Here is a 24,732-nt window from a genome sequence, read left to right as displayed (position 1 = left end):
CTAGATGTGGCCAAGCAGTTTGCGCAGTGTTTCCGCTTCACTGTTCGTCACGGAGCCGATGAACCGTGCCAGCACGGCTTCACGGTCAGGCGCTGAGCCCAGCACTTCGTGCATCAGCTCCGCCGTGTGGTCTTCCCTGCTGGAAACGGCCTGGTAGCGGTGCGGCCGCGTACCGCGTTCCCGCTCCACAAGGCCCTTCTTCTCAAGCCGTGAGAGGACGGTCAGGACCGTGGTGACGGCGAGCTCCTTGCCCTCATGCCCGGCAGCATCCCCTTTTGCCTCGGTGGTTGTTGCCAGTCTGTCGCGCAGGGTATTCGCGGTGGCTGCTTCGTGGCCCGCCCAAAGCAGATCCATCACTGCCCGTTCCAGTTCGCCAAGACTTGCCATTGCAATACTTCCTTCGATTTCCCCGCACCGGGCCGTGGACGGCAGCGGTGACTGCACTTTGCGCTACAGATACAAAACAAATTTACCTGTTTTTCGCCTGAGTTTCTACGTACGGTAGAACACTGGGCGCGCCGCGGCCTTGTGGGAGCCACTTCCAGGTGGAACTGTTGGTTTACAGTGCCCGCCGCATTGTTCTACACTCTGTAGAAGTCAAAGTTCTACGTATCGTAGAAAAGTTGCACCGCCAACCCGAGGGACTGCTGTGGAAGCTCTGGAAATCGCACGCTGGCAATTCGGCATCACCACCGTCTACCACTTCATGATGGTGCCTCTCACCATCGGACTGGGCCTGGTGGTGGCCGTGATGCAGACGCTCTGGCACCGCACCGGCAAGGTGGAATACCTCCGGATGACCAAGTTCTGGGGCAAGCTCTTCCTGATCAACTTCATCATGGGCGTGGCCACCGGCATTGTGCAGGAGTTCCAGTTCGGCATGGCCTGGAGCGAGTACAGCCGCTTCGTTGGAGACGTGTTCGGAGCGCCGCTGGCCTTGGAGTCGCTGCTGGCCTTCTTTGTTGAGTCCACATTCCTGGGCTTGTGGATCTTCGGCTGGAAGCAGCTGAAGCCGGCCATCCACCTGGCCTGCCTCTGGGTGGCCGTAGTGGGATCGGTGTTCTCCGCGTACTTCATAATCGTGGCCAACAGCTGGATGCAGCATCCGGTGGGCGCGGAGATTATTGACGGCCGGCCGGTCATGACGGACGCCTGGGCCGTGTTCACCAACAACACCGCCCTGGTGGCCTTTCCGCACACCCTGATGGGAGCGCTGGCCGTTGCCGGCGGTTTCCTCCTGGGCATCGCGTGGTACCATCTCTGGCGCAGGCGCACGGACGGCATCGATACCATCGGTGCCGACGGGAAGGTGATTCCCGGCGAAGCCGCCATCCCCGGCCGGGACCGGACCGATTACAAAGTGTGGATCCGCTCGTTGCGGATCGGCGCCGTCGTCGCTATGATCTCGTTCGCCGGCACCGCCCTGACTGGCGACCTGCAGGGCAAACTCATGTTTGAGCAGCAACCCATGAAGATGGCCGCGGCGGAGGGTGCCTGCCATGACGGCACCGGCTTTTCCGTGCTCAGCGTCGGGAACCTTGGCTCCAAGAACTGCGATGAGATTGTAGCCCTGATCGAGGTTCCGGGCATCCTCTCCTTCCTGGCCAATGGCGACTTCACCACGGAGGTCAGGGGCGTCAACGGACTCCTGGACCAGTACAAGGCCGACTACGGAACCCACCTGCCGGACAACCCGATCTACGGCGATCGGGCTGGCCAGGAAATCGAGTACGTCCCGGTTATGGAAGTCACGTACTGGGGCTTCCGGATGATGATCGGCTTCGGTGGCCTTGCGGCGCTGGCGGCGCTCATCGCGCTGTGGGTGACGCGGAAGGGCACCGTGCCCGCGTCCCGTTGGCTGATGTGCCTGGCGGTGTTCGGCATCCTTGCCCCGTTCGGCGCCAACGCGGCCGGCTGGATCTTCACCGAGATGGGCCGGCAGCCGTTTGTGGTGGCCCCCAACCCGGACCTGAACGGCATCGACCAGGTGTTTATGTTCACCGCGGCCGCAGTCTCGCCCGGAGTCTCGGCCGGTGAGCTGCTGACGTCATTGATCGTCCTGACCGCCGTCTACGCCGCACTGCTGGTGGTTGAGGTCAAGCTCCTGGTCAAGTTCATCCGGGGCGGTGTTGTATCCGCGATGCCGGAACTTGCCCACACCCCGGCCGACGAAAACGGGGACGCCAACAAGGGCCACGGCACTGGCAAGCCCGCCGACGACGTCCTGGCATTCGCCTACTAAGAAGAGCAGAGGATACTCGAGCATGGAACTGCTGCCCACCATCTGGTTCATCGTCATCGCGGTGCTTTGGACCGGCTACCTCTTCCTTGAAGGCTTTGACCTCGGCGTGGGAATGCTGATGAAGCTGTTCGCGCGGAACAACACCGAGCGCCGGGTGCTGCTGAACACCGTCGGCCCGGTCTGGGACGGCAACGAGGTCTGGCTGATCACGGCCGGGGCCGCAACGTTTGCGGCATTCCCGCTGTGGTACGCCTCGCTGTTTTCCGCCCTCTACCTCCCGCTCCTGGTGGTGCTGGTTGCCCTCATCTTCCGTGCCGTGGCGTTCGAATACCGCGGCAAGGGTGACACCGACAAGTGGCGGGCGCGCTGGGACTGGGCCATAGCCCTCGGCTCCTTCTTTGCCGCCTTCGGCGTCGGCGCCGCCCTGGCCCTGACCACTACCGGCCTCCCGCTGAACGCGAACGGTGACCGCGTAGGCGGTCCGTTCGCCTGGTTCAGCGGTTACGCCGTGCTGGGCGGGCTGGCCGTGGTGGGGTTCTCCTTGCTGCACGCGCTTGCGTTCCTCGCATTGAAGACCGACGGCGATGTGCGCCACCGCGCGCGCCGCTGGTTCGTCCGGCTGCTTCCGGTCCTGTTGCTCCCTCTGGCGGGCTGGGCACTCATCATCCAGTTCCTGGACGGCAAGCCGTGGACTTGGGCCGCCGTGATCGTGGCCGTCAATGCCGCAGCAGCCGCGTGGTTCCTGGCGCGGCGGGGATCCGAAGGCAGGGCGTTTATGGCGATGGGGGTCTTCCTCCTCCTCGGCAGCGCGTCAATCTTCGGTGCCGCGTTCCCGGTGGTGCTGCCCTCCACCCTGGACCCTGCGTTTGACCTCACCATCGACAACGCGTCGTCATCCGATTACACGCTTGGGCTCATGAGCGTGGTGGCAGCCGTTGGCCTGCCCCTCGTGATCACCTACCAGGCGTGGACCTACTGGGTGTTCCGGCGCCGGGTCAGCGCGTCCCAGATCCCCGCGGCCCACAGCTTCCTGCCAGCCATTGCCGTCAGGGCATTCACCACGAAGGGCTGACCGGCCGTGCGCCCAGATTTTCCGGCCGGACCGGCCACCCGCTCCGCCATCTACTGGCTTGGCCTGCTGGCAGCGCTGAAGGCAGTGTCACTGGTCCTGATGGGGCAGGCCGTGGCTGCTATGCTGGCCGGGCTGGCCACCGGAAACGGGTCCTGGGCCGAGCAGCTGCCCTGGGGCCTGGCGGGCATTGTCCTCAGGTCCGCCACCGTGTGGGCCCAGGGCATCGCCGCGCGCCGCGCCGCGCTGGGCATCAAGGAGGAACTCCGCTCAGAACTGCTGGCCCGGGCCCTGCGGAACGGTGCACGCAGCACCGGCCCGGCCGACGGCGGGCTGGCTGTCCTGGCCACGCGCGGACTGGATGCGCTGGACAGCTACTACACGCAGTTCCTCCCCGCGCTGGTGAACTGCGCCGCGATCCCGCTGCTGCTCGGGGCACGCATCCTGTTCACCGACTGGGTCAGTGGGGCGGTGATTGTCCTGACAGTTCCGCTCGTCCCGCTGTTTATGGTGCTGATTGGCCGGTACACGGAGGACCATGTCCGCGAGGCCCAGGAAACCCTGACCCGGCTGTCCGCACACATGCTGGAGCTGGCCAAAGGCCTGCCCGTCCTGGTGGGACTGGGCCGTGCCACTGCGCAACGCAAGGCCCTCGAAGAGATCTCGGAGGAATACCGCGCCAGGACCATGGGGACACTGCGGACCGCATTCCTGTCTGCACTGGCGCTGGAACTCATCGCTACGATTTCCGTCGCAGTGGTTGCCGTATTCATCGGCGTCCGCCTGGTGCACGGCGACATGCCGCTTGAAGCCGGCCTGCTGGCGTTGATCCTCGCGCCGGACTGCTACCTGCCGCTCCGCGAGCTGGGCACGGCCCACCACGCCAGCGATGACGGCCGGGCGGCCCTGGCCGAGACCAGGAAAGTCACTGAAGTACCCGAGCCGCGTCCGCTGCCCGTACAGGGACGCGAAGCTGCCGCGTACGACGACGGCAGCCGGCGTTCCGTGCCCGGGTCCGGGGGAGTGACGGTCACCGACCTCACCGTCACGTACTCCGGACGGCCCGCGCCCGCCGTCGGGCCCTTAACGTTCACTGCCCCGCACGGGCTGATCACCGCCCTGGACGGCCCCAGCGGCGCCGGCAAAAGCACCGTCCTTGGTGTGCTGGCCGGGACCATCGGGGACGGCGGCGGAACCACAGTGTCCGGCCGCCTCTCCGGCCTGGCACGCAACGCGATCGCCTGGGTCCCGCAGCACCCGGTCATGGTGGCGGACTCCGTGCTCGAGGAGGTCATGCTGTACCTCGGTGGCGGAAGGAGCTCTGATACTCCGGCAGCAACCGAAGTGGCTGAGGATTGCCTGTTGGCGGCGGCTGCCGGGCACCTCGCCGGCCACCACCCGGCCGAACTGAGCCCCGGCGAGCTGCGGCGCGTTGCGTTGGCGCGCGGCCTGGCCCGCATCAGGTCCGGTGCCACGGTTCTGCTGCTCGACGAGCCCACCGCACACCTTGACGGGGTGTCGGCGGCGGTGGTGCAGGACTCGATCCGTGCGCTCCGGGGCCAGGTCACCGTCATCCTGGTGGCTCACGACCAGCAGACCCGCGAGCTGGCTGACCATCTGGTGCCCGTATCGGCCCACGGCATCACAGCGCCCTCCGACCGAGCTGTGCTGTCAGCAGGGACAGGGCCGTCCGGAATCGTGTCCACCGTGGAGCATAAGACGGCTCCGGAGACTGCCGGGCGTCGCCCGGCGAGAACGCAGAACCATGCGGCCGGGGATTCCCGCCCAAGCGGGACTGTCCGCCTCCTGGCCGGCCTGCTGTCACCGGTCGCTGGCCGGTTCACCGGCGCCGCCGTGGTGGGGACTTTTGCCGCCCTTTTCGCCGTTGCCCTGTCCGGCCTCTCAGGCTGGCTCATCATCAGGGCCAGCGAACAGCCGCCCATCCTGTACCTGCTCACTGCCATCGTCGGCGTGCGGTTCTTTGGGATCGGGCGCGCCGTCCTGCGCTACTGGGAACGGCTCCTGCTGCACGACGCCGTCTTTGGCGCCCTCACCCGCCTGCGCGGCCGGCTCTGGGAATCACTGAGCCGCAAGGCACTCTCACTCCGGCGGCTCCTGCAGGGCGGCAATGTCCTCGGCACGGTGATTGACGACGTCGACACCGTCCGGGACCTGCTGCCGCGGGTTGTGCTGCCGCCCGTCACGGCGCTGGCCGTGGCCGGTTCAGCGCTGGTGGCAACCGCCCTCGTGGCGCCTGCCGCGTTGCCGGCCATTGCCTTGGCAGCAGCGCTCAGCCTGTTCGTGGCGCCGGCCGCCGCCCTGTGGGGGGACCGCCGCTCGGCCACAGCGGAACAGAGCCTGCGCGCAGGCGTCCTGCGGCGCACGTCCGCTGCGCTGGATGCCCGGGCAGAGCTGCACGCGAACGGCATCGCGGGCACCGTCCTGGACGCGCTGCGCTCCGAGGACCGTTTGGCCACCCGGGCATCGCAGCGTTCCGCCTGGGCCGAAGGCCTCGGCCAAGCCATCACCGTCGCCGCCTGCGGCACCGCCGCTTTGGCTGCTGCCGTGCTGACCGCACCCCAGGTGCTGGCAGTAACCCTGGAGCCCGCCACCGCGGCGGTTGTTGTCCTGCTGCAGCTTGCACTCGTGGAACCGTACGCAGCGATGACGACGGCGGCGCGCCAGTACCCGGCCCTTCGCAGCGTTATGCGCCGGGTCGCTGAGTCAGGGGTGCTGGATGGCGGCGCCACGGAAACCGGGGCCGGCGACGGCCTGCATGCTGTCCCCGCCCGTTCGGGCGCCGCCGCGGGCGTTGAACTGGAAAGCGTCGGGGCGGCGTGGCCCGGCGGGGAACCTGTGTTCTCCGGGGTCTCCGCAACGGCCGGACCGGGCACCTGGCTGGCGGTCACGGGACCGTCCGGCGCGGGGAAATCCACGCTGCTCGCCGTACTGCTGGGATTCCTGCCGGCCGCCACAGGCCGCGCGGCGGTGACCGGGACGACGGCCTGGTGCCCGCAGGAGGCACACCTGTTCGATTCCACGCTGCGGGGCAACCTGATGCTTGGCGTCCCCTCCCGGGAAGCGGTGCCGGGCGGGTCCCCGGTACGCAGCGTCCGCGACGACGTTGGTGCGGCTGCAGCAAGAGCGCTGGGTGCAGCGGGTGGGCCTGCCGCGGGTGCGCCTGCCGCCGTTGACGCCGAGCTGGAAGCGGCATTGGCCGCCGTCGGCCTCAGCGCCCTGGTGTCGCGGCTGCCGGCCGGGCTGGACACCCGGATCGGGCCGGGTGGTTCCTTCCTCAGCGGCGGCGAGCGGCAACGGCTGGCCGTGGCGCGGACCCTGCTGACGCGGGCCGAGGTTATCCTGCTCGACGAGCCCACGGCTCATCTGGACGCACAGTCGGGACGGGAAATGCTGGCAGACCTCCGCGCCGGCCTGAAAGACCGCACAGTGGTCATGGTCACCCACAATCCGGCCGACATCCAGCCGGATGACGCCCGGCTGGAGCTCTCGGCAGTGTCCCGGACGGGCACGGCTGCTTCGCTGGTGGGTTGAGTCCCCTCAGCCGTCCACATCGTGGAGGTGATGGACGACGTCGTGCAGGAAGTACTGGGCCAGCGTCAGGACCGTGAATCCGGAACCGTTGCTGCGCAGGCCCCGCCGTCCCCACTCTGACTCCCGGACGCCGGCAAAGGACTCGGCAATCTGCTTGCCCTCTGCCGTCAGTTCGGCGCTGACCACGGCGGGATCGGCATTGGCGTAATCCTTTTCGACTGCCGTGCGGTCCTGGTCCCAGTTCTCAAATCGGGCGCCGTCGGCGTCGAGCATAAGGTTCAGCCGCTGGTCGAACAGCGTGAAGACGTCGCGGACGTGGCAGGCATATTCCAGCGCCGACCACGTCCTGTCATCCGGGCGTTCTGCAACGTCAGGCCGGCGGAGGACGGCCCGCCAGCGCGGGAGCATGTTTTCCACGCTGCCCGGCACCGTGGCCGGTGTGGCGGTGGAAGCGTCGAAGGAGCACTCGGGGCACGGCCGGGAGAGGACCCAGGTCCAGTCCTTTTCATCAGGAATGATAGGCATGGCAGCAGTCTAGGACGGATCGCTCCAGGCCATGGCCGGACCCACCGCGTCCACTGCCTGGGACAGCGGAATCCCCGAACCGTCCCGCCGGCCGTGCTCCTGCGGCAGCGACCTGGCAATACCGGCGAGCGATGAGGCCTTCGCGGGTCCGTGCCCGGCCCACGCCAGCAGCAGCGTGTCTTCGCCCTTGAGGAACCTGTGGGCGCGAACGCCAGCTGTCGCACGGCCCTTGGCAGGGTATTCGGCGAAGGCCGTCACTTTCGCCGCACCCGGAGCGGTGCCCGGCAGGGCGCCGTTCGTGCCGGCAATGGTGACCACCACGGCGTCGTCGTCGGCGGCGGTGACCGCCCCGAAGAACAGCACCTGGTCCCCGGCGCCGAGCTTGATACCCACCATGCCGCCGGCTGTCCTGCCCTGGGCCCGGACGTTGGCAGCGCTGAAACGGAGCAGTTGAGCCTCACGGGTCAGGAACACCAGGTCGGTCTCCTCAGACCCGGCCGGCGCCACACCCACCACCTCGTCCTTGTCCTTGAGCGCGATGACTTCCCAGTCCTCGCGGTTCAGGGGGTAATCGGGCTGGACCCGCTTGACCACACCCTGGGCGGTGCCGATGGCCAGGACTTCATCCAGCGGGGCGAACGCCACCAGCGTTTCATTCTTCAGTAGCGTGATGAAGTCCTTGGCCGGAACACCGCCGGCGAGGTTGGGCAGGCCGGACATCGGCGGGAGCACCGGCATGTCCATGACCTGAAGCCGCAGCATCCGGCCCTGTGAGGTGACCGCCGCTATTTCCCCGCGGGCCGAGGTCTTGACCACTGAGCGGAAAACGTCGTGCTTGGCCCGCGGCCCGGACTCGGCGAGGGGCTCCTGGTTGGACGTGCGCGCGATCTGGCCCGACGCCGTCAGGATGGCCCAGCAGGGATCGTCCGAGATCTCCAGGGCGAGCGGCGCTGCCTTGCCCTTGCCGTTGGGGGCGGCCGCCAGGGCCGCGGCCACTGTGGGGGAGACGGCCTCGGATTCGAGCAGGACGGTCCGCCGCGGCGTCCCGTATTTTTCGGCGATTTCGCCGAGCTCGGAGGACACAAGTCCGCGCAGCCGCTCCTCGGAGCCGAGGATGGCTTCGAGCTCCGCGATCTCGCGGCGCAGCTCCTCCTGCTCCTTTTCAAGCTCGATCCGGGAGTACTTGGTCAGCTGCCGCAGCCGCAGTTCCAGGATGTAGTTGGCCTGGATTTCGGAAAGATCGTAGATGGACATCAAGCGGACCCTGGCGGCCGCCACCTCATCCGAGGAACGGATGATCTGGATGACCTCATCGATGTCCACGATGGCGATCAGCAGGCCCTCCACCAGGTGCAGGCGGTCCTTCTTCTTGCCCAGCCGGAAGGCCGTCCGCCGGCGCACCACATCAATCCGGTGCTCCACGTACACGGAGAGCAGCTTCACCAGTCCGAGGGTCTGCGGCTGGCCGTCCACCAGGGTCACGTTGTTGATGCCGAAGGAATCCTCCATCGGCGAGTAACGGTAGAGCTGCTGGAGCACGGCGTTCGGGTTGAACCCGTTCTTCAGTTCGATGACCAGGCGCAGGCCATGCTGCCGGTCCGTCAGGTCAACGATGTCACTGATGCCGGTCAGCTTCTTGCTGTTGACCGCATCCTTGATCTTCTCGATCACCTTTTCCGGGCCCACCATGTACGGCAGTTCGGTGACCACCAGGCCGGTGCGCCGGGCCGAGAGCTGCTCGATCTCCACCTTCGCCCGGGTCTTGAAGGAACCGCGTCCGGTGGCGTAGGCGTCCCGGATGCCGTCAAGGCCAACGATCCGGCCGCCCGTTGGCAGGTCCGGTCCGGGCACGAAGCGCATGAGGTCATCGAGGGTCGCGTTCGGGTGGGCGATCAGGTGCCGCGCGGCGGAGATGACCTCCACCAGGTTGTGCGGGGCCATGTTGGTGGCCATCCCGACGGCGATGCCGGTGGCGCCGTTGACCAGCAGGTTGGGGAACGCGGCCGGGAGGACGTCCGGCTGGGTCAGCTGGTTGTCGTAGTTGGGGACAAAGTCCACCACATCTTCGTCGAGGTGGTCGGTCAGCGTCAGGGCCGCCGCCGCAAGCCTGGCCTCCGTGTACCGGGGTGCCGCAGGGCCGTCGTCGAGCGAGCCGAAGTTGCCGTGGCCGTCAATGAGCGGCAGGCGCAGTGAGAAGTCCTGGGCCATCCGGACCATGGCGTCATAAATGGCGGTATCGCCGTGGGGGTGGAGCTTGCCCATGACCTCGCCCACCACACGGGCGCTCTTGACGTGGCCGCGGTCCGGACGCAGGCCCATCTCGCTCATCATGTACAGGATCCGGCGCTGGACCGGCTTGAGCCCGTCCCGGGCGTCAGGCAATGCCCTGGAGTAGATCACCGAATAGGCGTACTCCAGGAAGGAGCCTTCCATCTCGGAGGTGACATCGATGTCCACGATGTTCTCGACGAAATCCTGGGGGGCGTCCCCGGCAGGGGCTGGGCTTTGGCGGCGGGCCATGGGGCTGGTGGATCCTTCTGCGTGACTGGTGGTGCTGTGGTCTGGGTGCAGGTGTGGAGGATGATCTCCGGGCACACGGCCTGCGCCGTCAGTTTGTGGTTAGGCTAAGCCTATGGTGGATCAGCCCGGGGACGGCGAATATCCGGAACATTGGGAAGCCGATGTCGTGCTGCGTGATGGTGGAACCGCCCATCTGAGGCCCATCCACCCCAGCGATGCGGACGCCGTCCAGGCTTTCCATGCCGGGCAGTCGCAGAACTCAATCTACATGCGCTTCTTCGCGTTCAAAGCCCGGCTGTCCAGCAAGGAGCTCAAGCGCTTCACCGAAGTGGACTACAAGGACCGGGTCGCCCTGGTGATCACGTTTGGTGGCGAAATCCTGGGGATCGGCCGCTACGACAGGCTTGATGATCCACTCGAAGCCGAAGTTGCGTTCAACATCGCCGACGCCCACCAGGGCCGGGGCATCGGCTCGATCCTGCTCGAACACCTTGCCACCGCGGCGCACGAAAACGGGATCCGCCGTTTCAGCGCCGAAGTGCTGCCGGAAAACCGCAAAATGCTGATGGTGTTCGCGGATGCCGGCTACGACGTCAAACGCCATTTCGACGACGGAGTGGTCAGCCTGGAGTTCAACATCGACCCCACCGAAAAGTCACGGGCGGTGATGGAATCACGCGAGCACCGCGCCGAGGCGAGAAGCGTCCGGGACCTGCTGGCGCCGTCGTCCATTGCCGTCATCGGGGCGAGCCGCAAATGGGGGACCGTGGGGTACCAGCTGCTGGAACACATCATCGAAGGCGGTTTCTCCGGGCAGGTCTACGCCATCAACCCGGAGGCGCTGGAGCTCGCCGGAATGTTGTCCTTCGGCAGGATTTCCGAGGTTCCGGAGCCGGTGGGCCTCGCCGTCATCGCTGTTCCGTATGAGGAAGTGGCCACGGTGGTTGACCAGTGCGCCGCGGCCGGGGTCAAAGGGCTGGTGATTGCCTCCGCGGGCTTCGAGGACGACGGCGAACGCGGCCTCGCCCGCCAGCGCAACCTCGTCCGCAAGGCCAGGGCCAACGGCATGAGGGTGATCGGGCCCGCATCCCTGGGGATCGTGAACACCCATCCCGACGTGAGTCTGAATGCCTCCATGGCGCCAGCCCTGCCGCGGCGCGGGGGCTTGGGCCTGTTCAGCCAGTCGGCGGCGATCGGCGTTTCCCTCTACGCGGCGTCACACCGCCGCAGGCTGGGTCTTTCCACGTTCCTGTCGGCGGGCAACCGCGCGGACGTCTCCGGCAATGACATGATGCAGTTCTGGGAGGACGATGCCGACACCACCGCGGTGGGCCTCTACCTGGAATCGATCGGGAACCCCCGTAAATTCTCCCGGATCGCCCGGCGGCTCGCCCGCACCAAGCCCGTGGTGGTGGCAAAATCGGAAACCATGGGCCTGCGGCTGCCGCCTGGCCACGCCGTCCGGACCACCCAGGCGCCCGCCGGCGCGCTGGACGCCATGATGCGCCAGGCCGGCGTCATCCGGGTCGAGACCATCGAACAGCTGATGGACATCACGCAGATAGTGTCCGGCCAGCCGCTCCCGGCGGGGCCTGGACTGGCCATTTTCAGCAACTCCTTGGCGCTGGGCAAAGTGGTGGCGGACAGCGCCGAGGCCCACGGCCTGACCGTGGACGGCATCATCACCGACCTGGATCTCGACGCCGGCATGTCCCTGGCACTGCCGGCCCTCCGCCGCAGCCTAGAGGACACCCTCGCGTCCGATGCCGTCCACGCCGTAGTGGCCGCACTGCTCCCGGCGCGCGGCCTGACCGTTGACCATATTGCCGAGGTCCTGGCCGAATGCTCGGCCGCCGCCGGGAAACCGGTAGTCGCCGCCTTCACCGGCATCCTTGACCCCTCCATCTATGTGGAGGGCATGGTGGGAGGTGAGGGACAGACAGTGCCGTGCTTCTCCAACGCCGGAGCGGCTGTGGCGGCGCTCGCCGCCGTGGTGCGCTACGCGGAATGGGTGGCGCGGGACCCCGGCCACTTTGTCCAACCCGATGGCTGCGATCCGGAAAGCGCACGGATCCTGTTGGATCAGCTTCTGCCAGGTGTCCACGGGGAGCAGCTCAAGAGCCTGGAACCGGCGTCCGCGGCAGCGTTGCTGGCGCACTACGGTATTGCGGTGCTGCCGTCCGCCGGGTTCGACTCAGAAGACGAGGCGGTTGCTGCCGCCGGCAGGCTGGGCTGGCCCGTCGCGCTGAAAACCACAGACCCGGCACTTCGCCACCGCCTGGACCTGGGCGGAGTCCGCCTCGACATCGAAGATCCGGATTCCCTCCGCCGCAACATCGCGCAGATGCGGCGCTCGCTGGCACCCTACGGTTCGTCGGCACTGGAGGTGCAGTCCATGGCCCCCGTGGGGCAGGCATGCACGTTCCGGGCCATTGAGGATCCGCTGCTGGGGCCGGTGGTCTCCTTCGGGCTGGCCGGGGACGCGGTCAACCTGCTGGATGACTGGGCGCACCGCGTGCCTCCGCTGTCCGCAGCCGACGTGAAGGACTTCATCCGTGGGCCCCGGGCAGCCCGCAAACTCTTCGGCTACCAGGGCCTTCCCGCAGTGGATCTTGATGCTTTGGAGGAAGTCGCCGGGCGGCTGGCCTGGATGAAGGACAACCATCCGGAAATAGCCCTGGTGGAATTCAACCCGGTCCTCTGCGGAACCCAGGGCGTGTCCATCCTGGCCGCGGATATCCGGATCGGCAACCCAGCCCAGCGCACCGACAGTGCCCGCCGGGCCATGCTGGGCTGACCGCAGTTAGCATGTCCCCGGCCGATCTGTGAAAATGGGGGAATGAGCTCACAGCCTTCCCCGTCGACGCCTTCCACTTCCGGCAGTGACAACCAGGCAACCCGCCCCCACAGCTCACACAGCCACACGCCCCAGGGCCCGAGCCTGGACGGTGCGCTCCAGAAGGCCGGTTTCTACCCGCGGCTGGTGTCCGACGTCGTTGACGACGCCCTGGACGGCCGCGAATGCGTGGCCCACCTGGTGCACCTGGAAACCCACTTTGACCGGGCCGAAGTGCGCCGCCACATCACCGTGCTGGTCCTGACCGCCGACATGCTGGTGATCACCCACGTGGACGACCAGCAGCTCGATGAAGCCGGCGAACAGATCGTGGCCCAGATCTCCACCGAATCCGTTCCCGTCGCACAGATCCGCTCCGTGGTCCTGAGCTACATGTACTCCCAGCCGCAGGACTACAAGCCCTCGGATCCGGTCCGGGAAGTCACCCTCGCCATTGCCTGGTCCGGCGGCCAGCGGCTGGACATGGGGCCCGCGAGCTGCGGAGACCCGCAATGCGAGGCAGACCACGGCTACAGCGGCACCATTGCCCAGGAGGACATCGTCCTGCGGATCAGCGCCGAAGCCGACGGTCCCCAAGCCGTCCAGGACGCCAAACTCTTCGCCCGCGCCCTGCGGGCCGTGAACACCGGCTCCACGGCTCCCGCGCCGCACGCCGGCCAGACGCTCCAGCCCCGGCCCCGGACGGGTGTATTCGGAAACAGGCTTAGCCGCGGGCACCAGCAGCGCTGAGATGCCGGACCAAGGAAAAGCAACAGTCTCCTCAGCCTCTTCCGCAGCGGTTTCCCAAGTGGCCGCCCCGCAGCTGAGCATGCCGCCCGCGCCCGCCTTTGGCCGGCGGTCCATCGGGGATGTCCTCGCCAACGCGGCCGCCAGCCTAGGGGTAGAAGGTTTCGCGAACACCCTGGGCCTTCCGCCGGCGACGCGCGTCTGCGTGGTCCTGGCCGACGGCCTGGGCCGGAACCTGCTCAAACAGAAGTCTGCCCACACACCCTTCCTGCGCTCCGTGATGCATTCCGGGCAGGGGGAAGTTCCTGTCTGGCTGGACTCCACGTTCCCCTCAACCACGGCCGCTGCCCTTGCCAGCTTCGGCACAGGACTCCCGCCAGGCCAGCACGGAATGGTGGGCTATGACGTCCTGGACCCGGACCAGGACAAAGTCGTCAACATGCTCGGCAACTGGGATGCCAAGGTGGACCCCGCTGAGTGGCAGCCGTTTCCTACCGTCTTCGAACGAGCCGCCGAATCCGTTAATGTGACCACGGTCAGCCTGCCGCAGTTCGGCAACTCGCCCATGACGCAGGCGGCCCTCCGCGGCGGGAATTTCGTCTCAGCCGTGACGGCCCACGCGCGAACAGAAGCCGCCGCCGAAGCCATGGACACCGCCGGCAAGTCCCTGATGTACTTCTACGTCAACGAACTGGATAAGGCCGGCCACCGGCACGGTTGCCAGTCTGAACAGTGGGAACACCAGCTCGAAGAGCTTGACGCAACCGTCAAACGGCTCAACGCGTCGCTCCCGGCCGGGACCACCGTCCTCCTCACGGCGGACCACGGGATGCTCGACGTCCCGGAACAGCAGCGGATCGACTTCTCGGCGGACGCGTCGCTTGTTGACGGCGTGCGGCATACGGCGGGGGAGCCCCGGATGGTCCATCTCTACCTTGAGGATCCGTCAGACGCCGTGGGCCGGGAGCGCTTGCTGGGTGCGTGGCGTGCCCGTTTCGGCGACAGGATCTGGGCCTTTACCCGGGAGGATGCCATCGCCGCCGGTCTGTTCGGGATGCTGCGCCCCGCCGTCGGGCCCCGGATTGGCGACATCATGATTGCGGCGCGGGACGCGCTGGCCCTCTACGACACACGCCGCGGGCGCCCCGCCGCCATGGAGGTGGTGGGCCAGCACGGCTCGCTGACCAAAGCCGAACGCGAAGTACCGCTGCTGTGCTTTAAGGCCGAAGGCACGCCACGGCGACGCTGAGGCGTCAGTCCCGCTTGGTCCCGAAGACGATCTCGTCCCAGCTGGGAACCGTGGACCGCTTCGGTTTTGCGGGCTGCCGTTCAGGCTGGTCCGCTTCATGGTCGTGGTGCTGGCCGGATCCTGCGTCAGCGGTGCCGGCCGTATAGGCTGCCCGGCGGGGGCTTCCGCCGCCCAGTAGTTCGTCCAGGCCCACGTTCGGCCCGGCACGTCCCGGCCCTGACTCTCCGGGGGTACCCTGTCCGGCGGGGCGGAGCGGGGACGCCACTATGGTGATTTCCCTCGTGTCAGTGCTGACGCCGTCGTGCAGTTTCAGGACGTCATCATCCTCTGAGTCCCTGTGCGGCGGGATGAGGCTCAGCCGGGATAGCATTGACGGCCGCGCGTCACGCTTGCGGGTGAGGGGATCAGCTGTTGCGGCAGGCGCGGCGTCGTTCGCCGCGGTGGACTCGGCGGGAACTGCCTCCGGGGTTTCCGGCTCGCGGTACTGCTGTTCCTTGGAGTCCCTTTCAGGGACCACCTCGGAGGGACGTGGATGGGCGGCGGGCACGCCGTGGGTCAGCAACAGTGCCAGGGCGTCGTCCGCGTCCTCGTCGACGCCCAGGCGCTGGCCGCGGCGTGAACGGAGCATATCCAGGAGTCCGTCAGATTCCCTGGCCTGCGGGACGGAATGCGGACCGGTGGAATTTCGGGCGGCCGCTGCTTCCGCATCGGTTTCAAAGTCAAACGGCCGGTCCGAGACGGCAGTGAGACGGCGGGCCGGAACGGGACCGTCCAGCGGTTCCAGCTCACTGAGCTGCTGGGCCCAGCGGTTGGCGTTCTGGAGCGACTTGCGGGCCGGACTGAACGTCCACTGCGCAGGCGGCTCTTCCCCGATGCCGGAGGTGCCGTCCTTTTTGGCTTCAAAACGGGCCACCACGGTCCAGTTGCCGTCCTGGCGCCGCCACGAATCCCACTCCACGGTGGAAGGTTCAATCCCGTGGGCTGAGAGCCGGTGGTTGACCATGCCGTTGAGGGAAGCCGGGTGGTCGCCGAAAATGGAGCGGTAGGTGTCATGGCCGGGGGAGGGCGAAGCCACTTCCACCTTCCGCGCCTGTTGCGCTACATACTCCCGCTCGGCAAGGACAGGGCCCTCATACCGCTCGACTTTTGCGAGGGGAAGCCCGGAAAGCTCAGCCACCTCCGCTGCGGTGGCACCGCTGCGGATCCGTGACTGGATGTCCCGCGGGGACATGGCGATGGGCGCAGCCGCAGACGCGGTCTTCGCCGAAGACCGGCTGGCCGCCCGCAGTGCTTCATCAATCGGCAGCTGGAACATCTCGCCGCCGGCACCGCTCAACAGGAGATGCTCCCCGTCGTCGTGTACGCCTACAAGCCGTAGATCCTGCATACAAATCCTCCACCCTGGCATTACTATCAATCGAAACTCTGCCACTCAGCGGCACCCTTTTGGGTTAGGAGCAAGGGCGCGCCGCGATATTCCGGCACTTTCGGACGCCATTGTGGTCAGCAGTGGGGGTTTGCGCAGTGCCAGCGGACCGGGGGCACAAACAGGAGGTGTCCGGCGTTATCAAGGGTGTCACCCGCTGACCGGAAAGGGACGGAGCCGAGATGGCCACCGACTACGATGCGCCGCGAAAATCCGAAGAAGACCTCACCGAGGATTCGCTGGAAGATCTGAAAACCCGGCAATCAGATAAACCGACGGCCGCGGTTGATGTGGACGAAAGCGACCTCGCCGCAGGTTACGAGCTTCCCGGGGCGGACCTGTCCGGCGAGGAGCTGCTGGTACTGGTGGTGCCTCCGCAGGCGGACGAGTTTACGTGTTCCTCGTGCTTCCTGGTCCGGCACCGTTCGCAGATTGCGCGGGAAAAAGACGGCCACTTCTATTGCAGGGAGTGCGAGGGCTGATCCGGGGTGCCTATTTCCGCGAAAGCGCGGCAGCGAGTTCCTCGGGCCGCCTGGACGACGTCAGCCAATAGGGGGTCCGGTCAGACGGGTCCGTGATTTCGATCCGCACCACCGGGTCGATCCAGCCACGGATACACAGGTAGGCGAGGCCATTGAGCCGGGTCCCCCGCTGGGCCGTGGCGTCCTTACCGTGGAACGCTGCCGCGTCGCCGACGAAGCGGCGCTCAATGGTGGCGCGTCCTACCGTCAAGGCGTCACTGGTGACCAGGATCGTCGGAGTGGACAGCACTAGCAGGACAGCCATGATGGTGAACAGGACGCCGGCCGCCGTATAGCCCGCAACCATGCTGATCGGGGCGAAAACGAGGATCCCGGCACCGGAGATCCCCGCCGCGATGATCCAGATCCAGACGTTCGGCCACAGCCTCTCCCGGAAAACTGCCGGGGTGCCGGCAGAGGGGGCGTCAGGGACGGGCGCGGTGGAGCTGGATTCGGGCATGCCCCCAGCTTTCCACCTTTGGCTGGCTATTTCATCTTGGGTTCATCCTGTCTTGGCCTGCGGCGTCCCCTTGAATCTAGGACGGAACTGCGGCTGGGCGTTAGAGTGAGTGACTGTGACTGACGAACTTGCCACTGTTGAAACCGTTCCTGACAAAGAGCTGGCCGGCTCTGCACCGGATACAGCCGCAGCCTACGGGGCCCCGACGCTTCAGGTGCAGCTGAAAATGCTCGACGCCGGGCTGGAGGCACCGTCCTATGCCCACCCCGGCGACGCGGGAGCTGACCTGCGGGCTCGGGACGATGTGGTCCTGGCACCGGGGGAGCGGAAGCTGGTGGCTACCGGTGTTTCCATCGCGCTGCCGGACGGGTTTGTAGCCCTGATCCACCCTCGCTCCGGCCTGGCCACGAAGCATGGGCTGACTATCGTCAATGCGCCCGGCACTGTGGATGCCGGTTATCGCGGGGAAATTTCCGTGACCCTCCTCAACACCGATTCCAGGAACGCCATCGAGCTGCGGCGCGGCGATAGAATTGCACAGATGGTGATCCAGCGGGTGGAATATGCGCAGTTTGTCCCCGTCAACGAATTGAGCGAATCGGTGCGGGGAGCCGGCGGATTCGGATCCACCGGCGGCTTCACCTCGCCAAACGCCTGACACAGCCGACGGCGGCAACGAGAGTTGGTTGCCCGCGGCAGCAAGACTTCCGACGGTACCCACCGGGCCCGGCGAGTCACTTTCACAACTAAGGAGACAATCCCCATGTTTTTTGGGCTCGGTAGGAAATCAAAGAAGGAACAGCCGGCCGACCCGGACGAATCCCAGGCCTCAGTGGAATCAACGGATTCCGCTGACACGGCCTCGGCGGACGCCGGGCGTCGGGTTTCGGGCCCCTTTGATGTTTCCGAGGTCCCCAGCCGCGAGGGTTATGTTGACCTTGGTGCGCTGCTGATTTCCCCGAGCGAGGGGCTCCAGCTCCGGCTCGAAGTTGAGGAAGCCACCCAGCGCGTGGTCGCTGTGACCATGGACCTGAACGGCTCCAGCCTTCAGCTGCAGGCGTTTGCTGCTCCCAAGACCGAGGGGCTGTGGGACGAGATCCGCGAACAGATCGGTCAGTCCGTGGGAAGCCAGGGCGGGCAGGTTGAAGAAGTCCAGGGTGGCTTCGGAACCGAACTGATCGCCAAACTGCCCGCCGGTGCACAGGACGGCAGCCAGGGCTACCGGGTGGCGCGCTTCATAGGCATCGACGGGCCGCGTTGGTTCCTGCGCGGCGTCCTGGGCGGCGCGGCAGCGATGGAGCGCGAGGCTGCGGCACCGCTTGAGTCCCTTTTCCGCAAGATTGTGGTCATCCGGGGCGACAGCCCCATGCCGCCCCGGGACCTGCTTCAGCTGCGGCTGCCCAAGGATGCCAGCGTCACGCCGCCGCCTGGTGCCCCCGAATTCAATGCCCCCGAGTTCAAGGGCCCCGAACGTGGTCCGGAAACCACCCAGATTGGCTGATTCCCGCCAAGGTCCCCCGGGCTCCTCCCCGGACGCGGGGATGCCGGTCAGCCGGCTGCCGGAACGGGGGAGGGTGGTGTGCCAGGGGCACATCGAATCGGTCACGTACATGCCCGCGGACCGGAACGCGGCATTCACCGCCATTGTCTCGGACCCCGACATTCGCGAGACGGGCGCCAAACCGGCACAGGGAACGGGTGGCCGCCTGCGTGTGGTCTGGCTGGGGCGGCGCAGGGTGCCGGGCATCGAGGCCGGGACCGTAGTCCGCCTTGAGGGCATGCTGTCCCAAAGCCAAGGCCTGCCCACCATGTTCAATCCACGCTATGAAATACTTTCCCGCCAGGAGAACGAATGACCTCGCCCCAGCAGCCCGAGCCGTCCAAACAGCCCGAGCCGTCCGCGGTGAAGGGACTTGCTGAGGGCTATGCGGCCAAAGCCGGCCTGCACCGCACCCATGACGGCCGGATCGATGTCCTCAAGAGCGCCGGAGGAATCCAGGGCATCGCCGAGAGCATTGTGCCCGGCCTGGTCTTCCTGATCGCCTTTACCATCACGCGGGACCTGACGCCGTCGTTGGTGGCCGCGCTGGCCTCCGCCGCGGTGTTTACGGTGGTCCGCCTCGTCCAGCGGCGCCCGCTGACCCAGGCCCTCGCCGGAGTGGTGGGGGTGGGAATCTCGGCCTGGCTCGCCAACACTACCGGCAAGGCCGAGGACTTCTACCTGCCGGGCTTCTTCACGAACACCGCCTACATCCTCGCCATGGTGGTCTCCATCGCGATCAAGTGGCCGGTGGCCGGCCTGCTGTTCGGGATCATCCGCAACGAAGGGCTGGACTGGCGCAAGGATCCCGCGCGGCTCAAGGCTTACCGCCTGGGCACGTGGATCATTGTGGCGGTCCTGGTACTTCGGCTGGTGGTCCAGGTTCCCCTGTACCTGATGGGCGAGGACGGACTGGCCGCCCTGGCCACGACCCGCCTGATCATGGGGGCGCCGCTCTATATCCTGGGCGTCTGGATCGCGTGGCTGCTCACCCGGCCGGTACCGGCGGACGCCGATACTCCGACGTCGGATCAGCCGCCGAAGCCGTCGTCCTCCGGCGCCTGAGTTTCGGCAGGCTGCACGCCTTCGGGCTCATGGGAGGCCTCCTCCGGCTCCTCCGCTGATTCGGGCGACAGCAGCGCCCGCAACTCGTCCTCGGCCGCAATGGTGGTGACGAAGAACAACTCGTCCCCGCCATCGATCACGTCATCTCGGCTGGGAGTGATGGGCGCGTGGTCCCGGAGGATTGCCACGAGCGTGGCGTCCTCGGGCCAATGGATGTCGCCGACCGTCAGGCCAATGACGTGGGAATCGTGCGGCACCGTGAACTCCACCAGCGAAGCGACGCCGGTCTGCAGTGTCAGGAGCCGTACCAGGTCACCGATCTCCACCGCCTCCTCCACAAGCGCGGTCATCAGCTGGGGGGTGTTGACGGCAACGTCCACGCCCCAGGAGTCGTTGAACATCCAGTCGTTCTTGGGGTTGTTGACCCGGCCCACCGTGCGGCCCACGCCGAATTCGGTCTTGGCCAGGAGCGAGACCACCAGGTTCACCTTGTCATCGCCCGTGGCTGAAACAACGACGTCGGCGTCCTCCACTTTCGCTCCCTGCAGGGTGCTGAGCTCGCAGGCGTCGCCCACCAGCCAGTGCGCGCCGCGCAGCCCGCTGCGCCCGATGACCTCAGGTTTGAGGTCGATCAGCAGGATTTCGTGCTTGTGGGCCAGCAGTTCCCTGGCGATCGATGACCCGACGCTGCCGGCGCCGACGATGACAACTTTCACTACAACTCCTTGGCGGGTGCTTTGGCCAGAATCTGGGCGACCTGGGAACTGCGGTCCACCGGCAGCATGGCGTGGACTGTGTCGCCGTCCTGGTACGAAGTCCCGGTTTCGGGGAGCATGCCCTCGCCGAACCTGGTGAGGTATGCCACCCGGATGTCGGCAGCTTTTTCGACCGCGCTGATCCGGTGGCCGATCCAGCCGGCGTCGAGGTCCACTTCGGCGAGGACCAGCCGGCCGGAAGGCTCGCGGAAATCGCCGGCGAGATGCTGTTCAGGCAGGATGCGGCGCAAGACCTGGTCTGCGCTCCACCGGACGGCGGCAACGGTGGGGATGCCGAGCCGTTGGTAGATCTCGGCCCTGCCGGGGTCGTAGATCCTGGCCACCACGTGGGGGACGTGGAACGTTTCGCGAGCCACGCGGGTGGCGAGGATGTTGGAGTTGTCACCGCTTGAAACAGCCGCGAAGGCGTACGCCTCGGCCACGCCGGCCTGCTGGAGCGTGTCCCGGTCGAAGCCCACGCCGGTGACTTTCCGGCCGGTGAAGCCCTGCCGAAGCCGGCGGAACGCGCGGTCGTCCTGGTCGATGATGGCGACGGAATGACCGGCGTCCTCCAGCGTATGCGCCAGAGTGGCCCCTACCCGGCCACATCCCATGATCACGAAATGCGCCACCGTATCTCCTCAACTTCCGTAGCCTGTTGCTGCTGCTAGAACTCTACCGGCAGCGCGCGTACTGCATCCGCCCGGACGCCGTCATGACATGGGCGGGGAATCAGACTAGCTTTGTGGAGTGCTGACAATATTGAATGCCGTGAAACGGGTGCTGGTGGGCAGGCCCTTCAGGAATGACAGGCTCGCCCATACCTTGCTCCCCAAACGGATAGCACTCCCGGTTTTCGCTTCCGACGCACTGTCATCCGTGGCGTACGCGCCCGATGAAATCCTGCTCACCCTGGCCCTGGCCGGCGTGAGTGCTGTGGTCTTTTCGCCGTGGGTGGGCCTGGCCGTCATGGTTGTCCTCCTCACGGTGGTGGCATCCTACCGGCAGAACGTACACGCTTACCCTTCCGGCGGCGGAGACTACGAGATCGCCAACGAAAACCTGGGCAAGTTTTCCGGGCTGACCGTGGCCTCAGCCCTCCTGGTGGACTACGTCCTGACGGTGGCCGTCTCGATGTCCTCGGCGGCCACCTACCTCACCACGGCGGTGCCTTCCCTGCATGGGCAACAGGCCCTGTTCGCCACCATCGGCGTCGTAATCCTTGCCCTTGTTAACCTCCGCGGCATCAGGGAAGCCGGCAGCGTTTTCGCTGTCCCCACGTACATTTTTATGGCGGCGATCCTCGGCATGACAGCGGTGGGCGTCTTCCAGGCCGCGACAGGCCAGCTGGGCGAAGCACCGTCGGCGGCCTTCGAGATTGTGCCGGCTCCCGGTTTCGACGAAGGGCTAGTGGGCCTGGCCGGCGCCTTCCTCCTGCTCCGGGCGTTCTCCTCCGGCGCCGCCGCGTTGACCGGCATTGAAGCCATCAGCAACGGTGTGCCGAACTTCCAGAAACCAAAGAGCAAGAACGCGGCCACCACGCTGTTGCTGCTCGGCGTAATCGCCTCGTCCATGCTGGCCGGCATCATCTTTTTGGCAAACGCCACGAAGGTGCACATTGTGCTGGACCCTGCGACGGAGTTCCTGATGAACGGCCTGCCGTTGCCGGAGGATTACATCCAGAGCCCGGCCATCAGCCAGATCGCCCAGACCATCTTCGGCCCGGGATCAATCCTGTTCTTCATCGTGGTCGCCGCCACCGGAGTGATCCTGGTGTTCGCCTCGAACACCGCGTTCAACGGGTTCCCGGTGCTTGGCTCCATCCTGGCCCAGGACGGCTACCTGCCGCGCCAGCTGCGGACCAGGGGAGACCGCCTGGCATTCAGCAACGGTGTCCTTGCCCTGGCCGCCGGAGCGCTGGTGCTGATCCTCGCGTTCAACGGCGACGTCACCAAACTGATCCAGCTCTACATCGTGGGCGTCTTTATCTCCTTTACCCTCAGCCAGTTGGGCATGATCCGGCACTGGGGGAGGCAGCTCAAGCTCGCTAAGGACAAAACCGCCCGACGCCGGATGGTGAAGTCCCGGACCATCAACAGCATCGGGTTCGGCATGACGGCCCTGGTGCTGGTGATCGTGCTGATAACCAAGTTCCAGCAAGGCGCGTGGATCGCGCTGCTGGCCATGTTCATCCTGTTCCTGATCATGTGGAGCATCCGGGCACACTATGACAACGTGGCCAAGGAACTGGCCGTGGACGAGGACTCCTCGCCGCGTGCCTTGCCGTCCCGGGTCCACGCAGTACTGTTGGTGTCCCACGTGCGCAAGCCGGTGTTGCGCGCCCTGGCCTATGCGAGGGCATCGCGGCCGTCGCGGCTGGATGCCATCACGGTGGACATTAACGCAGAAGAAACCGCGCACACGGTCGCCGACTGGGAAAAGCTGGAGATCCCCGTGCCGCTGACTGTGCTCGCCAGCCCGTACCGGGAAACCATCACGCCCATCATGGAATACGTCAAGAACATGCGCCGTGATTCGCCCCGCGACCTGATCGTGGTCTACATCCCCGAATACGTGGTCGGTAAATGGTGGGAACAGCTGGTTCACAACCAGACGGCGCTGCGTATTAAAACCCGGCTGCACTTTGAACCTGGCGTGATGGTGGCCAGTGTTCCATGGCAGTTGAAATCGTCCGAAGAAGCCAAAAACATGCAGGATATCCGATGAACCCCCACACGCAGACCCACTCGTCAGCAGCCACGGCAGCCCCCACCGAACTGGTGCTCGACGTCGGCCCGGTGGCCCACGGCGGCCACTGCGTTGCCCGGCACGAGGGAAGGGTGATCTTTGTCCGGCACGGCATCCCCGGCGAAAAAGTGCGCGCCCGCGTCACCGACGCAGGGGAGACGGCCAAGTTCTGGCGAGCCGACGTTGTTGAGGTGCTGGAGGCCTCCGCGGACCGTGTGGAGCACTTCTGGCGCCTGGCGGACTCCCTCCGCGCCTGGGCCCACGGGCATCCGCCGGTGGGCGGAGCCGAATTCGGCCACATCTCCCTGGCCCGCCAGCGCGCGCTCAAGTCGGCGGTACTGGCCGAACAGCTTCAGCGGCTCGCCGCCGTCGAACGCCTGCCCGAAGGGCTGGACCTTGGAAACCTCGTTGAGGCAGTGGACGCGGGCGGGCCGGATTCCGGCCAGCGGACGGATTCAACGTACGACGCCGGCACTGGCCTCGGGTGGCGGACGCGCGCCAGTTTCTCGGTGACCCCGGGCGGGAAACTTGGCATGCATGCGCACCGTTCTGACCACATCATTGCTGTCCGGGAGATGCCGCTCGCATCGGAGCGCATCAACCGGCTGCGGTTGTGGGACCTTGACCTGACAGGCATCGAACGCGTGGAGGTGGCGGCGCCCTCGAACGGTTCACGCCCACTGGTGCTGCTGGCTCCTGCTCCCGGCACCAAGCCCAAGCGGCTCAGCGCCATCGCGGCCCAGCTTCCGGACGACGTCTCCGTGGCCACATTCGACCCCCTGACCGGGGAAGTTGCGCAGCTACGCGGCCGGACCTGGGTCCAGGAGTCGGCAGCCGGCCACGACTACAGGGTTACCGGCGCCGGTTTCTGGCAGATCCACCGCGACGCGCCCGGGACGCTTGTGGGGGCCATCACAGAATTCCTCCACAACGGCGGATTCCTGGCGCCGGGTTCCGTGGTGGCAGACCTCTACGCCGGCGCTGGGCTGTTCACGGCTCCGTTGGCTGACGCGGTGGGGGAGACCGGGTCGGTTCTCTCGGTGGAAGGCGCACCGGGAACCAGCCGGGACGCCCGCAAGAACCTTCACGGTGCGCCGCAAGTGGAGATCGAGCACGGCCGGGTGGAACGTGTCCTCCGCCAAAAGCCGCGGAATTTCGACGCCATCGTGCTGGATCCGCCCCGGGCGGGCGCCGGGAAGCCCGTGGTCAGCCAGCTGATCGCCGCCGGGCCCCGCGCCATCGCCTACGTGTCCTGTGATCCGGCGTCGTTTGCCCGGGATGTGGGGTACTTCCAGCAGGCAGGCTGGTCCCTGGCGGGCCTGCGGGCCTTCGATCTCTATCCGCACACCCACCACCTGGAGACGGTGGCGTTGCTGACGCCGGGTCAGTGATGCTACTAGGATTGCGGTAGTAATCCCACGTCGCGCCCCGTATTCACGGCTGACCTCCAGCAATTTTTGTGGCCAGCACTAATTAG

Annotated in this window: 20 protein-coding genes; 13 read left to right on the top strand and 7 right to left on the bottom strand. The window is 66.5% G+C overall.

Going from position 1 to position 24,732, the window contains the following annotated elements; all coding sequences use genetic code 11:
* Complete coding sequence (locus tag NG701_RS17480) at nt 1-387, bottom strand: BlaI/MecI/CopY family transcriptional regulator (RefSeq protein WP_252569215.1); 387 nt, start codon at nt 385-387, stop codon at nt 1-3.
* A 262-nt stretch (nt 388-649) separates the two neighbouring features.
* Between NG701_RS17480 and NG701_RS17475 the strand changes: the two genes are divergently transcribed.
* The 3 genes from NG701_RS17475 to cydD are packed head-to-tail and all read left to right on the top strand — an operon-like array spanning nt 650 to nt 6,863.
* Nucleotides 650-2,242: a cytochrome ubiquinol oxidase subunit I gene (locus tag NG701_RS17475; protein WP_252569214.1), complete on the top strand. Its 1,593-nt coding sequence runs from the start codon at nt 650-652 to the stop codon at nt 2,240-2,242.
* A gap of 22 nt (nt 2,243-2,264) precedes the next feature.
* Entirely contained in the window at nt 2,265-3,314 is a 1,050-nt protein-coding gene (cydB, locus tag NG701_RS17470) for a cytochrome d ubiquinol oxidase subunit II (RefSeq protein WP_252569211.1), read from the top strand.
* A 6-nt stretch (nt 3,315-3,320) separates the two neighbouring features.
* Nucleotides 3,321-6,863 carry a thiol reductant ABC exporter subunit CydD gene (gene cydD / locus NG701_RS17465; protein ID WP_252569209.1) on the top strand — a complete coding sequence of 1,181 codons (3,543 nt, stop codon included), beginning with the start codon at nt 3,321-3,323 and terminating at the stop codon, nt 6,861-6,863.
* 6 nt (nt 6,864-6,869) lie between these two features.
* Here cydD and NG701_RS17460 read toward each other — a convergent pair whose 3' ends face one another.
* Nucleotides 6,870-7,388: a DinB family protein gene (locus NG701_RS17460; protein WP_252569206.1), complete on the bottom strand. Its 519-nt coding sequence runs from the start codon at nt 7,386-7,388 to the stop codon at nt 6,870-6,872.
* Between the two features lie 9 nt (nt 7,389-7,397).
* Nucleotides 7,398-9,908 carry a DNA gyrase/topoisomerase IV subunit A gene (locus NG701_RS17455; RefSeq protein WP_252569204.1) on the bottom strand — a complete coding sequence of 837 codons (2,511 nt, stop codon included), beginning with the start codon at nt 9,906-9,908 and terminating at the stop codon, nt 7,398-7,400.
* Nucleotides 9,909-10,020: 112 nt separating this feature from the next.
* Between NG701_RS17455 and NG701_RS17450 the strand changes: the two genes are divergently transcribed.
* The 3 genes from NG701_RS17450 to NG701_RS17440 all read left to right on the top strand — a co-directional run bounded on the left by NG701_RS17450 (nt 10,021) and on the right by NG701_RS17440 (nt 14,740).
* On the top strand, nt 10,021-12,705 hold the full coding sequence (locus tag NG701_RS17450) for a bifunctional acetate--CoA ligase family protein/GNAT family N-acetyltransferase (protein ID WP_252569202.1): 2,685 nt from the start codon (nt 10,021-10,023) through the stop codon (nt 12,703-12,705).
* 42 nt (nt 12,706-12,747) lie between these two features.
* Nucleotides 12,748-13,494 (top strand): DUF5998 family protein, encoded by a 747-nt coding sequence (locus NG701_RS17445; protein WP_252569200.1) that lies wholly within the window; start codon nt 12,748-12,750, stop codon nt 13,492-13,494.
* 79 nt (nt 13,495-13,573) lie between these two features.
* On the top strand, nt 13,574-14,740 hold the full coding sequence (locus NG701_RS17440; RefSeq protein ID WP_252569474.1) for an alkaline phosphatase family protein: 1,167 nt from the start codon (nt 13,574-13,576) through the stop codon (nt 14,738-14,740).
* A gap of 4 nt (nt 14,741-14,744) precedes the next feature.
* On the opposite strand, the gene sepH is transcribed toward NG701_RS17440, so the two are convergent.
* Nucleotides 14,745-16,127: a septation protein SepH gene (gene sepH, locus NG701_RS17435; protein ID WP_252569198.1), complete on the bottom strand. Its 1,383-nt coding sequence runs from the start codon at nt 16,125-16,127 to the stop codon at nt 14,745-14,747.
* A 221-nt stretch (nt 16,128-16,348) separates the two neighbouring features.
* Between sepH and NG701_RS17430 the strand changes: the two genes are divergently transcribed.
* Entirely contained in the window at nt 16,349-16,648 is a 300-nt protein-coding gene (locus NG701_RS17430) for a DUF4193 domain-containing protein (protein WP_252569196.1), read from the top strand.
* 10 nt (nt 16,649-16,658) lie between these two features.
* Here the strand turns inward: NG701_RS17430 and NG701_RS17425 are convergent, their stop codons facing one another.
* Nucleotides 16,659-17,147 carry a DUF3093 domain-containing protein gene (locus NG701_RS17425; RefSeq protein ID WP_252569194.1) on the bottom strand — a complete coding sequence of 163 codons (489 nt, stop codon included), beginning with the start codon at nt 17,145-17,147 and terminating at the stop codon, nt 16,659-16,661.
* Nucleotides 17,148-17,262: 115 nt separating this feature from the next.
* Here NG701_RS17425 and dut point away from each other — a divergent pair, with 115 nt between their 5' ends.
* The 4 genes from dut to NG701_RS17405 all read left to right on the top strand — a co-directional run bounded on the left by dut (nt 17,263) and on the right by NG701_RS17405 (nt 19,752).
* The gene (gene dut, locus NG701_RS17420; protein ID WP_252569192.1) at nt 17,263-17,805 is read left to right on the top strand and encodes a dUTP diphosphatase; all 543 of its coding nucleotides are present in this window, start codon (nt 17,263-17,265) and stop codon (nt 17,803-17,805) included.
* A 105-nt stretch (nt 17,806-17,910) separates the two neighbouring features.
* A complete protein-coding gene (locus NG701_RS17415) occupies nt 17,911-18,648 on the top strand; it encodes a DUF3710 domain-containing protein (RefSeq protein ID WP_252569189.1) in 738 nt (245 codons plus the stop codon).
* On the top strand, nt 18,641-19,003 hold the full coding sequence (locus tag NG701_RS17410; protein ID WP_374208706.1) for a single stranded DNA-binding domain-containing protein: 363 nt from the start codon (nt 18,641-18,643) through the stop codon (nt 19,001-19,003). The genes NG701_RS17415 and NG701_RS17410 overlap by 8 nt, the downstream gene beginning before the upstream one ends.
* Nucleotides 19,000-19,752: a DUF3159 domain-containing protein gene (locus tag NG701_RS17405; protein WP_252569186.1), complete on the top strand. Its 753-nt coding sequence runs from the start codon at nt 19,000-19,002 to the stop codon at nt 19,750-19,752. The genes NG701_RS17410 and NG701_RS17405 overlap by 4 nt, the downstream gene beginning before the upstream one ends.
* On the opposite strand, the gene NG701_RS17400 is transcribed toward NG701_RS17405, so the two are convergent.
* The gene (locus NG701_RS17400) at nt 19,719-20,468 is read right to left on the bottom strand and encodes a potassium channel family protein (RefSeq protein ID WP_252569183.1); all 750 of its coding nucleotides are present in this window, start codon (nt 20,466-20,468) and stop codon (nt 19,719-19,721) included. The two genes, NG701_RS17405 and NG701_RS17400, sit on opposite strands and share 34 nt — an antisense overlap.
* The gene (locus NG701_RS17395; RefSeq protein WP_252569179.1) at nt 20,468-21,139 is read right to left on the bottom strand and encodes a potassium channel family protein; all 672 of its coding nucleotides are present in this window, start codon (nt 21,137-21,139) and stop codon (nt 20,468-20,470) included. The genes NG701_RS17400 and NG701_RS17395 overlap by 1 nt, the downstream gene beginning before the upstream one ends.
* Before the next feature lie 118 nt (nt 21,140-21,257).
* On the opposite strand from NG701_RS17395, the gene NG701_RS17390 reads away from it, so the two are divergent.
* Entirely contained in the window at nt 21,258-23,234 is a 1,977-nt protein-coding gene (locus tag NG701_RS17390; protein ID WP_252569176.1) for an APC family permease, read from the top strand.
* Nucleotides 23,231-24,646: a class I SAM-dependent RNA methyltransferase gene (locus NG701_RS17385; protein WP_252569173.1), complete on the top strand. Its 1,416-nt coding sequence runs from the start codon at nt 23,231-23,233 to the stop codon at nt 24,644-24,646. Before NG701_RS17390 ends, NG701_RS17385 begins: the two co-directional genes overlap by 4 nt.
* The last annotated feature ends 86 nt before the right edge of the window (nt 24,647-24,732 follow it).

This window comes from Pseudarthrobacter cellobiosi (genome assembly GCF_023913815.1).
Classification (GTDB): Bacteria; Actinomycetota; Actinomycetes; order Actinomycetales; family Micrococcaceae; genus Arthrobacter; species Arthrobacter cellobiosi.
This window is presented reverse-complemented; position numbering and strand designations above follow the sequence as displayed.